Consider the following 15,736-nt stretch of genomic DNA (forward strand, 5'->3'; position numbering starts at 1 on the left):
AAATTTGTGAAAAGAGTAAAATAAATATGTGTAAAAATAATAATTTTTATAAAAAAAATTTTATTTTTAAAATTATTCAAAATGATTTAAAAAATAAAAAATATAATTTTATATGTACTAGATTTCCTCCAGAACCTAATGGTTATTTACATATAGGACATATTAAATCTATATGTTTAAATTTTTTTATAGCCAAATTTTATAAAGGAAATTGTTTTTTAAGAATTGATGATACTAATCCAACAACTGAAAATATAAAATATATTAATTCTATAAAAAAAGATTTAATGTGGTTAGGATTTAAATGGGATGGTAATATTAAATATTCATCAAATTATTTTGAATTAATATATGAATATGCAATAGAATTAATTAATAAAAATTTAGCTTATGTTGATGAATTAAGTATAGAAGAAATTAAATCTTATAGAGGTACTTTATTATTACCTGGTAAAAATAGTCCTTATAGAAATCGTTCAATAACAGAAAGTTTAAAATTATTTCGTAATATGCGTTTGGGTAAATTTCCTGAAGGAAGAATGTGTTTGCGTGCAAAAATAGATATGAAATCAAAAATAATTATAATGAGAGATCCTGTTTTATATAGAATTAAATTTCAAAAACATCATCATACTGGGAAAAAATGGTTTATATATCCTACTTATGATTTTTGTCATTGTATATCTGATTCAATTGAAGGAATAACACATTCTTTATGTACTTTAGAATTTTTAGATAATAAAGTATTATATAATTGGATACTTAGTAATATTAGTATTAAAAATTATCCTAAACAGTATGAATTTTCAAAATTAAAAATTGAATATGGAATAACTTCAAAAAGAAATATTAGATTATTAATCAAAAGTAAAATAGTTGATGGATGGGATGATCCTCGTTTATTAACTATTTCTGGTCTACGTAGAAAAGGATATACAGCGTCATCATTAAAAAATTTTTGTTATCATATAGGAGTAACAAAACAAAATAATATTATACAATTATCTTACTTAGAATTTTTTATAAAAAAAGAATTAAATAAAGTTGCTCCAAGAGCAATGGCTATACTTAGACCTTTAAAAATTATTATTGATAATTTCCCTGTTAAGAAAAAAATTAAATTATTAATTCCTAATCATCCATCTAATAAAAATATGGGTTATAAAATTATCTATTTTACAAAAGAAATATATATAGATATATTAGATTTTTCAGAAAAAGAAAAAAAAAATTATAAAAGGTTAATTTTAGGTAAAAAAGTAAAATTAAGATATGCTTTTATAATTAAAGCAAACAAAATAATTAAAGATAATAATGGAAATATTATTCATGTACATTGTACATATTATAAAAATACATTAGGGATGAAAATTGATAAAAAAAATCAAAAAATAAAAGGAATAATTCATTGGATATCTTGTTCTAATTCTAAAGCAGTTTTATTTTATTTATATAATAATTTATTAAAAAAAAAAAATATTAATAATACAGATAACATTTTATCTTATATAAATAAAAAATCATTACAAATATATAATGGTTTTATAGAAAAAAAACTATTACAAGAACAAAAAAAACAACATTTTCAATTTGAAAGAGAAGGATATTTTTATTTAGACAAAAAATATTCTAATAAAAAACAAATAATTTTTAATCAAATTCTCTCATTAAGAAAATCTTAAATTAAGATTTAAAACTAAATCAATTATATTATATATAATATAATTGATTTTAGATAATTAAAGATTTAATTTATTAGAAATTTGTTTTGTCCAAGTTATAACTCGTGAACTAGTTAATTCTGATTGTCTATCTTCATCTATAGTTAATCCTAGAAAATAATCTTTATTTTTTAAGCTTTTAGTATTAGAAAAATAATAACCTTTTGTTGGCCAATATCCTATAATATTTCCTTTATTTGTTTTAACTATATTATAAATAATACTTATAGCATCACAAAAATATTCTCCATAATCTTCTTGATCACCACAACCAAATAAACTTATATTTTTATTTTTAAAATTAATTTTTTGTAGAGTAGGTAAAAAATCATCCCAATCACATTGAACTTCACCATAATACCATGTAGGAACTCCAAATATAAGTATATTATATTGTTCAATATCTTTTTTTTCTACTTGAGCGATATTAAATACTGAAGCAGTATTATTGCCTAATTGTTTTTGTATATCAAACGCAACATTTTCAGTATTTCCTGTATCACTACCAAAAAAAATACCTATTTTTGACATTTTATTTTATCTCAAAATGTTATTTATAACATAATTTTAAAATTAAATTAAATATTAATTTTGTATTTTCCATATGTAATAAATGACCAACATTAGGAATGTTATATATTTTAGCATTAGGAAATTGAAAAAATATATATTTATAACAATTTTTATTTATGTAATTTGATTTTTCTCCTTTTAAAAAAAAAATAGTTCCTTTCCATATAGAAGAAAGCGGATTCCAATTTAATATATTATGATATTCCTTTTTTAAAATAGGTAAATTAAATTCCCATTTCCCATTTTTAAATGTTTTTAACAATAAATTTATTATTAATTTATTGTTAATAAAAGATGTTAGTATTTTAAATACATCTTTTCTAAGAAATATTTTTTTTTTATATACTTCTTCTAATGCAAAAAAAATATTTGTTTTATTAAATTTATATTTAATAGGTGCTATATCTAAAATAATGATAGTTTTAATAAAATTAAATTGTATTAATTGAGTAAGATTCATAACTATTTTCCCTCCCATAGAATGTCCAATAAAAATAAAATTTTTTTTAATATTTAAAAAATTTAATGTATCTAATATATCTCCAGATAAAGACATATAATCCATTTTTTTATTTTGGGGGGATAAACCATGATTTCTAATATCTAATAATAAAACTTTATATTTCATTTTATGAAATAAAAATTTACCCATTAAGTATAAACTTTTTTTATTACCAAATAATCCATGTAACATAATAATAGTATATTTATACTTAATAGATAAATTATTATTAGGAATAAATAAATAACTTAGAAGCATATATAATTAAATTTATTAAAAAAAAATATTTTATCATAAAAAAAATAAAAATTGAATTTTTAAAAATATAAAAAAATATGATATAATTTCCCATTTAAAAATTATTATTTTAATATATGAAAAATATTAATCCTACTAAAACCTTTTCTTGGAAAAAATTACAAAATCATGTAAAAGAAATGAAAAAAATAACTATTTATGATTTATTTAAAATGGATAATAATAGATTTGAAAATTTTTCTATTAATTTTAATAATATTATTCTTTTTGATTATTCAAAAAATCTTATTAATAAAAAAACTATGTTTTATTTATTAAATTTAGCTAAAGAAACTAAATGTATTGATGCTATTCATGAAATGTTTTATGGAGAAAAAATTAATGTAACAGAAAATAAGTCTGTTTTACATACAGCATTAAGAAATAATAACATTAATTTCTTTTTAAGAAATCATCAAATTTATAATGATATAAATAAAATTTTAAAAAAAATAAAAAATATTTCTGATAAAATTATTTCAGGAGAATGGAAAGGTTTTACTAATAAAAAAATTAAAAATATTATAAATATAGGAATAGGTGGTTCTCATTTAGGTCCATTAATGATTACAGAATCATTAAAAAATTATAAAAATAAGTTAAATTTATTTTTTTTATCTAACATTGATGCTAATCAATTAATTAATATAATAAATAAAATTAAACCAGAAGAAAGTGTATTTATTATCGCATCAAAAACTTTTAATACATTAGAAACAATGACTAATGCTTCAAGTATTAAAAAATGGTTTATAAAAAATATTAATATAAATTTTAATAAAGATATTGTTTCTAAACATTTTATTGCTGTTACTAACAATATTACTAAAGCAAAATTATTTGGTATAAATAAAAAAAATATTTTACCATTATTATCTGAAATAGGTGGACGTTTTTCTCTATGGTCTTCTATTGGATTAATAATATCTTTATCTATCGGGTTTAATAATTTTTATCAATTATTAGAAGGAGCATATAAAATGGATAATCATTTTTTTAATTCTCCTATAGATAAAAATATTCCTATTATTATGGCATTAATTAATATTTGGTATAGTAATTTTTGGAATACAGAAACAGAAGCAATAATACCTTATCATGATAACATGTATTTTTTACCATTATATTTACAACAATTAAATATGGAATCTAATGGAAAATCTATAGATAGAAATGGGGAAAAAATAAAATATCAAACTAGTTCTATTATATGGGGAGATGTAGGAACTAATGGACAACATTCTTTTTTCCAAATGTTACATCAAGGAACTAAATTAATACCATGTGATTTTATAGCTTCTGCTATACCTAATTATAATAATTACAAAAATCATCATGTTCAACTTATTGCTAATTATATTTCACAAACAAAAGCTTTAGCATTTGGTAATATAAAAGAATATAATTGTAAAAAAAATATATATTGTTGTTGTTATGGTAATAAACCTAGTAATTCTATTTTTTTAAAAAAAATTAATCCTTATAATTTAGGAATGTTAATTGCATTTTATGAACATAAAATTTTTATACAAGGAATAATTTTAAATATATTTTCTTTTGACCAATGGGGGGTAGAATTAGGGAAAAAAATTACTTATTCCTTAATAAAAGAAATAAATGAAAATAATTATCAAATAAATAAACATGATCCTTCATCTGAAGGATTAATAAAATTTTATAAATATTTTAATTAAAATTCCTTTGTAATAAAAACTACATTTAAATTTTTATTTATTAAAAAATAAATGTATATATTATATAATAATATATATATTTATTTATAAATTTTATTTACTTATAATAAGCTTTTAACTATTATTTTATTTATATTTTTTTTTAAAATTAAATTTTGTATTTTTATAAAATTTTTTAGATTTATTTATCAGTTCAAAATAAATATTTTTATTAAAAATTCTAATATTTTTAGAATGTTGTAACAAATTTTTTCTAATTAAAGAAGATAATTCAATAATAGAATAATCAAAAAATAATTTTATATTTCCTATATCTTTACTGTTTATTTCAAATTCATTAATAGTAGCTCCTACTATATGACGTATTTCAATTTTATCTTTTTTACCTATATTTAGGCGATAAATATCCATTTTATTAAAATATTTTTTATGTTTTTGAAAATATTTATTTTTAATAAAAAAATTTTTTTTATTAAATCTTTTTTTTATATTAGAAAGATCTGGAGGTAATACTAAAGGTTTTTTATATTGAGATAATTTTAATAAAATTACCATTAAAATTTCTTGATCTATTTTATTTTTAGTTATTATTGTTGATATAATATTTTGATATTGAATTAAATCTGTTTTTTTAAACAAATTAATTTCTTTTTTTATTTTAAAAATAAATTTTTCTAATCTTTTTTCACATAAAAAATTAGAATTAGGTAAATTAACTTCGTTAATATTACATTTTATTTTATATTGAATATTTTTAAGAAATCTTTTTTCTCTATATTCAATAAATGTTAAAGATTTACCTTGCCGCCCTGCACGGCCAGTTCTACCAATACGATGAATATAAGAATCTATATCCATAGGTATATCATAATTTATAACTAAATCAATTCTATCTACATCCAATCCTCTTGCAGCGATATCAGTAGCAATTAAAATATCTAAATTACCATTTCTAAATCTTTCTAATGTTTGTTCTCTATTGCGTTGATTCATATCTCCATTTAATGCGGCACTATTATAATCATACTGTTTTAATATATCAGCAATTTCAATTGTTGAAGTTTTTGTTTTAACAAAAATTAAAACTGCATCATAATTTTCAGTTTCTAAAAATTTCATTAAAGCTTCTATTTTTTTACCATATATAAACCAATAATTTTGTTTTATATCTGGTATAGTTTTAATATTCGTTTTTATAGTAATTTCATATGGATGAATCATAAAATTTTTAGTAATATTTTTGATTTTCTGAGGCATTGTTGCTGAAAATAATGAAGTTTGATGTTTTTTAGGTATTGTTATTAATATTTTTTCAACATCTTCAATAAAACCCATTCTTAACATTTCATCTGCTTCATCTATTACTAGACTAGTTAATTGAGATAAATTAACAGTTTTTCTTTTAATATGATCTAATAAACGACCTGGAGTAGCTATAATAATTTGTGTTCCTAAACGTAATTTTTTTAATTGTATTTGATACGATTGTCCTCCATATAATGCTAAAATATTGATATTTTTTATATATTTTGAAAATAAAGAAACTGTTTCGGATACCTGTATCGCTAATTCTCTTGTTGGTGTTAAAATTAATAACTGTGTTTTTTTTACAGATAAATTTATATTATTTAATAAGGGTAATATAAAAGCTGCTGTTTTACCACTACCTGTTTGAGCTATTCCTAAAACATCTCTTTTTAATAATAAGTGTGGAATGCATTTTTTTTGTATAGGAGAAGGATTTAAATATCCTATATCATTTAAAGCTTTTAAAAGAAATTTATTTAAACCAAAATTAGAAAAAGTAATATTCGTCATGTAATATATATTCCTCATAAATATATTTTAAAATTTTTAAAATTAGTAATTAATTTATAATTAATAGATAATAAAGATTAGAAAATTAATATATAAATTGTAATTATGTTTTGATAGTAATTAAACATAATTACAAATATTTAAATTATTTAATATAAATTATAATTTAATAATTAATTTTTATAAACTACTATATTTATAAAATTTATTAAAATAATTTATATAATTTTTAAAAATATTTTTATATATTAAATTTTATTTATAGCAGCTTTTATACTTAATCTTATTCTTCCTTGTTTATCAATTTCCATAACTTTAACAAATACATTTTGTAAAATCTGTAAATAATCACTTACTTTACTAACATGTTTATTAGTAATTTGCGAAATATGAACTAATCCTTCTTTGCCGTTACTTAAGGAGATAAATGCACCAAAATCAACAATACGAATAACTTTTCCAGTATAAATTTGTCCAACAATAATATCAGCTGTAATTTCTTCTATACGACGAATTGCAAATTTTATATTCTTATTATTTTTAGCTGCAATTTTAACAATTCCACTATCTTCTATTTCAATAATTGTATCAGTTTCTTCCGTTAAGGCTCTAATAACAGAACCACCTTTTCCTATCATATCTTTAATTTTTTCTGGATTAATTTTTAATGTATGAATTCTTGGTGCAAATTCTGAAATATTTTTTCTTGGATTAGAAATAGCTTTTTTCATTACTTCTAAAATATGTAATCTAGCTAATTTTGCTTGAAATAAAACTAATTTTATAACTTTATAAGTTATACCTTCTATTTTCATATCCATTTGTAATGCTGTAATTCCATTATTAGTACCGGCAACTTTAAAATCCATATCACCTAAATGATCTTCATCACCTAAAATATCTGATAATATTATAAAATTATTTTTTTCTTTAATTAATCCCATTGCTATACCAGCTACAGCATTTTTTATAGGTATACCTGCATCCATCATAGCTAATGATGCTCCACAAACAGAAGCCATAGAAGAAGAACCATTAGATTCTGTAATTTCAGATACCATACGTATGGTATAAGGAAATTGATTAATATCCGGCATAATTGGTATTAAAGATTTTTTGACTAAATTACCATGTCCTATTTCTCGTCTTTTAGGTGATCCTAATATTCCAATTTCACCAACAGAATAAGAAGGAAAATTATAATGAAACAAAAAATTATCTGCTTTATTATTTATTAAATTATCTAAGGTTTGAGCATCTCTAGTTGTTCCTAATGTAGCTGTAACTAATGCTTGTGTTTCTCCTCGTGTAAAGAGGGCTGAACCATGTGTTCTAGGTAAAATACCTATACGTACATCTAAATTACGTATCATATCATGTCTACGTCCATCAATTCTAAGATTATTTTCTATGATATTTTTACGAACTATTTTTTTTTCTAATTCATAAAAAACTTCATTTAGATATTGAATTGAAATATTTTCGTATTCTTGTTCTTCTTTAATTAATTCAAAAATTTTTGATTTTACAGAATCAATTTTATTGATTCTATTTTGTTTTTCTTTAATGTTATATGCTTTTATTAATTTTTTTTTAGATAAAAAAATTACTTTTTGTTTAAGTTTTTCATTTATAGGAGAAAAAATCCATTCATAAGATTTTTTTTTTACTTTAGAAGATAGTTTAACAATATTATCAATTAATATCTGTTGTTGATTATGACCATATATAATTGCATCTAATATTTGTTTTTCAGTTAAAAGATAAGATTTAGCTTCTACCATTAGAATCGCTCTTTTAGTACTAGATACAATTAAATCTAATGAACTATTTTTCATTTCTTTAATATTAGGATTTAAAATATATTCATTATTAATAAATCCTACACGAGCTGTACCTAATGTCCCATTAAATGGGATGCCAGATAAATTTAAAACAGTAGATGCTCCAATAATAGCAACAATATCTGGATTAATTTCTGGATTTACAGACATAACAGTTGCTATAATTTGAATTTCATTTAAAAATCCTTTTTTAAATAAAGGTCTTATAGGACGATCAATTAAACGAGAAATTAAAATTTCATGTTCACTAGGGCGTCCTTCTCTACGAAAAAAATTTCCAGGAATACGACCTGCAGCATATGATTTTTCTTGATAATGTACTGATAAAGGAAAAAATTTTTGTTCTGGTTTTATTTTATTATCTACTACTAGAGTAACAAAAACAGCTGTATCATCAATACTTACCATTACAGAAGAAGTTGCTTGCCTAGCTATCATTCCTGTTTCTATAGTTACAGTATTATTACCATAACGAAATCTATGAATAATCGGTTTTAACAAAATAAATATCCTTTTAATAAATTTTTATATTAAAATATTAATTAATTATAAATTTATAAAATATATAAATAAAATTAAAATTTATTTATTTTCTTAACCCTAAATTTTCAATTAATATATTATAACTTTTAATTTTTTTTTTTTTTAAATAATTTAATAATTTTCTACGTTGTGATACCATACGTAGAAGTCCTCTACGACTATGATAATCTTTTTTATGTGTAGTAAAATGTTTTTGTAAATAATTAATTTTAGATGTTAATAAAGCTATTTGTACTTGTGTAGATCCATTATCTTTAATATCATTTTGATATTTTTTTATGATTTTTGTTTTTTTTTCTATATTTAAATACATAACTAACCCCGTTTATTATAAAACATAAATTAATAAAGTTTTTTTATATAATTTATTAATTTACATTTTATAATGTAACCTTTATTATTAATTTGGCATATACCTATAAAATTATGAAATTTTTTTTCAAAAATACGAAATTTTGTTTTATTTACTGTGGATGTTAATTTAATTTTTTTACCATTTATTATTTTTTTTATTAATAAACTTGATAAATATAATTTAGATATGTGACATATGATGTAATCAATAGGTAATAATAATTTTTTTATTAAAAGAGTACTTAATTTATGATTTCGATAATTCATAATTAATATTTTTAATTGTTCTAATGTTATAACGTTTTTATGTAAAATTGAAATATGTGATATTGCTATTCTACGTAATTTAATTACATGAGCTCCACAATTTAATTTATCTCCTAAATCATCAATAATACTACGAATATATGTTCCTTTTGAACAATTAATTTGTAATTTTATTTTATTTTGATAAAAATTTAGTAATTTAATTTGATATATTATAATAATTCTTTTTTCTAAATTAGGAATATTAATTCCTATTCTGGCATATTTATATAAAGGTATACCTTTATATTTAATAGCAGAATACATAGGAGGTTTTTGTTTACTTTTTCCTTTAAATAAATTTATTTTTTTTAAAATATCTTTTATAGTTACATTAACATTTTTTTTTTTTATAAGAGAACCATATTTATCTGCAGTATTTGTTTTTTCTCCTAAAAGGGCTGTAACTAAATATGTTTTATTTTTATTCATTAAATATTTACTAAATTTAGTATATTCACCAAAACAAATAGGTAATAATCCACTAGCTAAAGGATCTAAAGTCCCAATATAACCGGCTTTTTTAGCATTAAAAATAATTTTAACATACTGAAGAATTTTATTTGATGTAATACCAATAGATTTATCAAGTAATAATAAACCATTTATATTTTTTTTTTTTATTATTTTCAACATTTTTTTACGGGAAAATTATAACTACTAATTTTTTAGTATAGTCTATTTTTATTTTATATTATTTAGTATATTACTTATATAATTACCTTCTTTTAAAGAAGGATCTAAAAAAAATTTTAATTTAGGTATCTTACGTAATTTTATTTTTTTTTGAAGTATATATCTAATATATTCTGTTGTTTTATTTAGATAAAATAATGATTTTTTTTTATTTTTTAATTCTTCTTTATATGACAAAATTATAAAGATTTTTGCATATGAATAATCTTTAGATAATACTAAATCGGTAATAGTAGTAAATTTGTTTATTCTTATATCATTAAGATTATTTTGTAATATTTTTGCTATTTGTTTTTTTAGTTCATATGCAATACGTAAATTACGATACAATAAATAACCTCCATATAAATTTAATTATATATTAAAAAAAATTATTTTTTTATAATTTCATCTTTTTTAAAAATTTCAATTTTATCTCCTAAATGTATATCATTAAAATTTTTAATACTAATACCACATTCCATACCACTACGTACTTCATATACACTTTCTTTAAATCTTCTTAACGAATCTATGATGCCTACATGAATAATTTGATTATTTCTAAATAATTTTACTAAATTATTACGTTTAATTAATCCGTATGTTACTATACATCCAGCTATGACACCAATTTTAGGAATAGTAAAAATACTTTTAATTTCTGCATTTCCTAAAATTAATTCTTTGTATTTAGGCATTAAAAGATTTTGTATATATTTTTTCATATAATTAATTAAATCATAAATAATTGTAAAAAACATAATTTTAATATGTTTTTTTTTAATTATATTTTTTATGATAGTATTTTGTTTTATATTAAATCCAATAATAATAATGTGTTTAGAAGAATTAGTTATTGCTAATGAAATATCTGTTTCGTTTATTTCTCCGATCCCACAGTGAATAATTTTTATATTAATTTTTTTATTAGATAAATTTAATAATGTATTTGTAATATCTTCTATAGAACCTTTAGTATCACTTTTAATTAATAAATTTATTTCATAAATATTTTTTTTATCTAAATTTAAAAATAATTTTTTAAATTGTTTTTGTTTATGAGCTAATTTTATTTCACGTAATTTATTTTTTCTATATAATGCTATTACTTTTGCTTGTTTTTCATTACTTACAACTATAAAATTATCTCCTGCATCCGGTAATTCAGATAAACCTAAAATTTTAATAGGTGTAGAAGGTCCAGCATATTGGATTTTAAATCCTTTATAATTTATTAAACATTTTACTTTACCATATGTACAACCACAAAGTACTATATCACCTTTTTTTAACATCCCTTCTTTTATTAGAACATTAGCTATTGGACCTTTCCCTTTTTCTAAAAAAGATTCAATTACTATTCCTTTTGCTATACCTACATTAATAGCTTTTAATTCTAGTATTTCTGCTTGTAATAAAATAATTTTTAATAATTTATTTATACCTTCTCCTGTTTTAGCAGAAATTTTAACAAATATATTTTTTCCACCCCATTCTTCAGAGATAATATCATATCTACTTAATTCATTTTTTATTTTTTCAAAATTAGAAATATTTTTATCAATTTTATTAATTGCTACTATAATAGGTACTTTCATTGTTTTAGCATGTTGTATCGCTTCTATAGTTTGTGGCATAACACCATCATCAATAGCGATTACTAATATTATGATATCTGTAATTTGTACTCCTCTTAATCTCATAGAGGTGAAAGATTCATGACCAGGAGTATCAAAAAATATTATTTTTTTATTATTAAATTCGATTTCATATGCATCTATATTTTGTGTGATGCCACCTGCTTCTTTAGCTGTAATATTACTTGAACAAATATAATCTAATAGTGAAGTTTTTCCATGATCAACATGTCCTATAATTGTTACAATAGGTGACCTAATAATTGGTTTACTATGTAAATTAGTATTATTAATTAATAATTTTTCTATATCATTTTCTCGACGTAATATAACTTTATGACCCATTTCTTCTGCTATTAATTGTGCTGTTTCTTGATCTAATAACTGGTTCACATCGGAATATTGTTCGCCCATATTTATCATAATTTTTATTAATTCTGAATTTTTAACAGCCATTTTGTTAGATAATTCAGTTATACTAATAGTTTCATTAATAATAATATTACGATTAATGTTTTTAATTGGTTTATTGAAATTTTGATATAATTTAGAAAAATTTTTTTTGTATTTATTATTATAAATAATTTTTTTATTATTTTCTTTAAAATTTTTATAATTTTTATTATATTTTTTTTTATTATATATATTTTTTTTCAAAAAATTTTTGTCTATATTTTTATAATTATAAAATTTTTTTTTTTTTAAAATTATATTTTTTTTATTTTTATAATCTACACTATTTTTAGTAGTATTTATTTCTTTATAATCATGTTTATGAAATAACATTGATTTTTTTTTTTTTTTTATTTTTAAAATACTAATTTTATTGAGTTTATATTTTTTTTTAGTAAGATTTTGTTTATTTAAAAATAATAATTTACTTTTGTCATTATTAACTAATATTTTTTTTTGTTTAATTTTATTAATATTTTTAATATCATTATTGTGTATAGAAAAAAATTTTAATTTGTTAGAATTTTTATTTTTTAAATATGTCAAAAATTTTTTTTTTTCTTCCTTATTAATTATATCATTTTCTAATTTAGAAATACCTTTATTAGAAAAATATTTAATTATTTTTTTAATTGGAACTTTAATTTCATTAGCTAATGATTTTATAGTTATAACAGCATCTATCATGCTGTCTACTCCTCTATTTTAAAATTAATTACGTACCATTTTTTTTAAACCGACAAATATTGCTTACAGACATAATTATTTTTACTACTTCTATTTTAGATAAATTATCTGTCTCAGATATATCTTTAATATCTCTGTTCAGCTAGATTTTCAATAGTGTAAATACCTTTATTTATTAAATAATTAGATAATTTATTATTTATCCTTTTTAGTTTTAATTATTTTTTTTAAATTTACTATTTATATTTTTTTTTGAAAATTGGATTAGTATATATTTTTTTTGCTAATTCTTGTATTTTTTTTAAATCATTTATTTTTAAATTAAATTTATTAGTAATATCATATAACATATCTGTAGGAATTAATATTAATTCTTTAATAGAAGATATTTTACCTTTTTCCACTATTATTTTTGATAATTCATATTTAATATTTAAATGTTTTACAAACATATTTATAATATTATTTTGTTCTTTTTTATATTTATGATATAAATCATTTTTTGTCATAACATTTAATTCCCACCCACTTAATTGAGATGCTAAACGAATATTTTGTCCATTTCTTCCTATAGCTTGAGCTAAATTATTTTCTTCCACAGCAATATCTATTACATGTTTTTTTTTATTTAAAACAATTGATGATATATCTGCTGGTAACATAGCATTAATAACAAATTTTTTTGGATCAGAATCCCATAATATAATATCAATACGTTCACCATTTAATTCATTAGAAACAGCTTGAACTCTAGCACCTCTCATTCCTACACAAGCTCCTATTGGATCAATTCTTTTATCATTTGTTTTAACAGCTATTTTAGCTCTAGAACCTGGATCTCTAGCTACTGCTTTAATTTTAATTAAACCTTCTCCTATTTCAGGAACTTCAATATTGAATAATTCAATTAACATTTGTATTTTAGATCTACTTATAAATAATTGTGTTTCTTTAATATCTTCTTTAATATAAAAAAGCAATCCTTTTATTCTATCTCCTATTCTAAAATTTTCTCTTGGTAACATATCAGAACGTAAAATTATAGCATCAGCTCCATGTCCTAAATCTATATTTAGATGACTTCTATTTACTTTTTTAACAATACCATTTAAAATTTTTCCCTCTTTCTTTTTAAATTGTGCAATAGTAACAGCTTTTTTAGCTTCTCTTACTTTATGTACAATAACTTGTTTAGCTGTTTGTGTTGTTATACGATTAAAGTTAATAGATTTAATTTTGTCATATATATAATCACCTAAATTAAGAGTATTATCTTCAATTCTTGCTGCATCTAATGTAATTTCTTTAGTAGGATAATGTACTTTTTTAACTATTAACCACCTTCTAAATGTATTAAAATCACCATTTTTACGATTAATATTAACAAATACTTCTATATCTTGTTCATATTTTTTTTTAGTTGCACTAACTAAAGCACTTTCCATTGCTTCAAATATTTTTTCACGAGGTAAAGATTTTTCATTAGCAACAGCTTCGATAACAGCTAATATTTCTTTATTCATCCTAGTTATCCTCAATATTTAATTCTTAAAATTAGAAAACTAGATTATACTAAAATAATATAAGTAACATAATTTTACTAAATAGTAACTTTATTATTTCATATAATTTTTTTAAAAAACTTATCTATTTATTTTTATTGTATATAAAAGTAAACATGAAATAAATTTAATAAAGGAATTAATATAACGTTGATATTGGTTGCGGGAGTTGGATTTGAACCAACGACCTTCGGGTTATGAGCCCGACGAGCTACCAAACTGCTCCACCCCGCGTCTTAATGATAATATATGATATTATAAAAAAATAAATAATGCAATATTAATTTTAATACCGAAGACGGGAGTTGAACCCGTAAGCCTAGAATAAGGCACTACCACCTCAAAGTAGCGTGTTTACCAATTTCACCACCTCGGTAAAATTTTATTTACATCTTATTTATATTATAAAATGTAATATTATTTTTTCCATATTTTTTTACATTAAAATTATTTATTACCAAACCAATAATAAAGAATAAAGATGCAAGTAAAATAATACTTTTTGTTAAAATTTTATTAGACATATTTGTATTAAAAGGAGATTTTGTATTATTTGATGATGCACTAATATCTATTTCATCATTATCTTGAAATAAGATAATACTAATCAACATAGTTGATACAAAAATAAATAAAATTAATAGTAATTTATACATAAAAAAACCAAAAAATATTTTAATCAAATATTATCTAAATATAATTATATATTAATTTGTAATAATTACAATATAAATTTTTAACATAAAATATTTATTTTACAATATTTTTATGTAATATAAAAATTATTAATTTTATATTTTTTTTATAAATTAAATAATTATTTTAAAACTAAAATTTTTTAAAAAAATTTTTATTAAAATAAAAATTATATTTAAATTTTTTAATTAAATAAATCAATATCATGATATTAAATCATAATTTATATTGATAATAATATTTAATATTTCTTTTTTTAAAAAATATTTTCAATTTAATTTTATTTAATAAAGTTGAACATTTTAAATTTTTAATTACAATATTTTACTAAAAAATCTTTTTTTAAAAACATATTAAATAATATTTATATT

General features: G+C 19.6%; 11 protein-coding genes, 2 tRNA genes and 1 pseudogene. 2 read left to right on the forward strand and 12 right to left on the reverse strand.

The window, feature by feature from the left end:
* The first annotated feature begins 26 nt into the window (after positions 1 to 26).
* Positions 27 to 1,682, forward strand: coding sequence for a glutamine--tRNA ligase (gene glnS / locus GJT97_RS01470; RefSeq protein WP_169767728.1), 1,656 nt, complete (start codon positions 27 to 29; stop codon positions 1,680 to 1,682).
* A 57-nt stretch (positions 1,683 to 1,739) separates the two neighbouring features.
* On the opposite strand, the gene fldA is transcribed toward glnS, so the two are convergent.
* Together fldA and GJT97_RS01480 are read right to left on the reverse strand one after the other, a co-directional pair.
* Complete coding sequence (fldA, locus tag GJT97_RS01475; protein ID WP_169767729.1) at positions 1,740 to 2,252, reverse strand: flavodoxin FldA; 513 nt, start codon at positions 2,250 to 2,252, stop codon at positions 1,740 to 1,742.
* 19 nt (positions 2,253 to 2,271) lie between these two features.
* Positions 2,272 to 3,054 (reverse strand): alpha/beta fold hydrolase, encoded by a 783-nt coding sequence (locus tag GJT97_RS01480; RefSeq protein ID WP_169767730.1) that lies wholly within the window; start codon positions 3,052 to 3,054, stop codon positions 2,272 to 2,274.
* 116 nt (positions 3,055 to 3,170) lie between these two features.
* Here GJT97_RS01480 and pgi point away from each other — a divergent pair, with 116 nt between their 5' ends.
* Complete coding sequence (gene pgi, locus GJT97_RS01485) at positions 3,171 to 4,787, forward strand: glucose-6-phosphate isomerase (RefSeq protein ID WP_169767731.1); 1,617 nt, start codon at positions 3,171 to 3,173, stop codon at positions 4,785 to 4,787.
* A gap of 126 nt (positions 4,788 to 4,913) precedes the next feature.
* On the opposite strand, the gene GJT97_RS01490 is transcribed toward pgi, so the two are convergent.
* The 10 genes and pseudogenes from GJT97_RS01490 to secG form a co-directional block, all read right to left on the reverse strand.
* Positions 4,914 to 6,605: a DEAD/DEAH box helicase gene (locus tag GJT97_RS01490; RefSeq protein ID WP_169767732.1), complete on the reverse strand. Its 1,692-nt coding sequence runs from the start codon at positions 6,603 to 6,605 to the stop codon at positions 4,914 to 4,916.
* A gap of 248 nt (positions 6,606 to 6,853) precedes the next feature.
* Positions 6,854 to 8,950, reverse strand: coding sequence for a polyribonucleotide nucleotidyltransferase (gene pnp, locus GJT97_RS01495; RefSeq protein ID WP_169767733.1), 2,097 nt, complete (start codon positions 8,948 to 8,950; stop codon positions 6,854 to 6,856).
* 85 nt (positions 8,951 to 9,035) lie between these two features.
* Positions 9,036 to 9,305, reverse strand: a complete 270-nt coding sequence (gene rpsO / locus GJT97_RS01500; protein ID WP_169767734.1) for a 30S ribosomal protein S15 — start codon at positions 9,303 to 9,305, stop codon at positions 9,036 to 9,038.
* A 29-nt stretch (positions 9,306 to 9,334) separates the two neighbouring features.
* Positions 9,335 to 10,288, reverse strand: a complete 954-nt coding sequence (gene truB / locus GJT97_RS01505) for a tRNA pseudouridine(55) synthase TruB (RefSeq protein ID WP_169767735.1) — start codon at positions 10,286 to 10,288, stop codon at positions 9,335 to 9,337.
* Between the two features lie 48 nt (positions 10,289 to 10,336).
* Positions 10,337 to 10,678: a 30S ribosome-binding factor RbfA gene (gene rbfA, locus GJT97_RS01510; protein ID WP_169767736.1), complete on the reverse strand. Its 342-nt coding sequence runs from the start codon at positions 10,676 to 10,678 to the stop codon at positions 10,337 to 10,339.
* 41 nt (positions 10,679 to 10,719) lie between these two features.
* Positions 10,720 to 13,107, reverse strand: coding sequence for a translation initiation factor IF-2 (gene infB, locus GJT97_RS01515; RefSeq protein ID WP_169767737.1), 2,388 nt, complete (start codon positions 13,105 to 13,107; stop codon positions 10,720 to 10,722).
* A gap of 28 nt (positions 13,108 to 13,135) precedes the next feature.
* Positions 13,136 to 14,630, reverse strand: a pseudogene (nusA, locus tag GJT97_RS01520) (transcription termination factor NusA).
* 196 nt (positions 14,631 to 14,826) lie between these two features.
* Positions 14,827 to 14,903: transfer RNA gene (locus tag GJT97_RS01525), tRNA-Met, on the reverse strand.
* 56 nt (positions 14,904 to 14,959) lie between these two features.
* A tRNA-Leu gene (locus tag GJT97_RS01530) sits at positions 14,960 to 15,045 on the reverse strand.
* Between the two features lie 10 nt (positions 15,046 to 15,055).
* A complete protein-coding gene (gene secG, locus GJT97_RS01535; RefSeq protein WP_281352043.1) occupies positions 15,056 to 15,325 on the reverse strand; it encodes a preprotein translocase subunit SecG in 270 nt (89 codons plus the stop codon).
* Positions 15,326 to 15,736: the final 411 nt, after the last annotated feature.

Origin of the sequence: Enterobacteriaceae endosymbiont of Donacia proxima, from assembly GCF_012569285.1 — a bacterium.
Classification (GTDB): Bacteria; Pseudomonadota; Gammaproteobacteria; order Enterobacterales; family Enterobacteriaceae.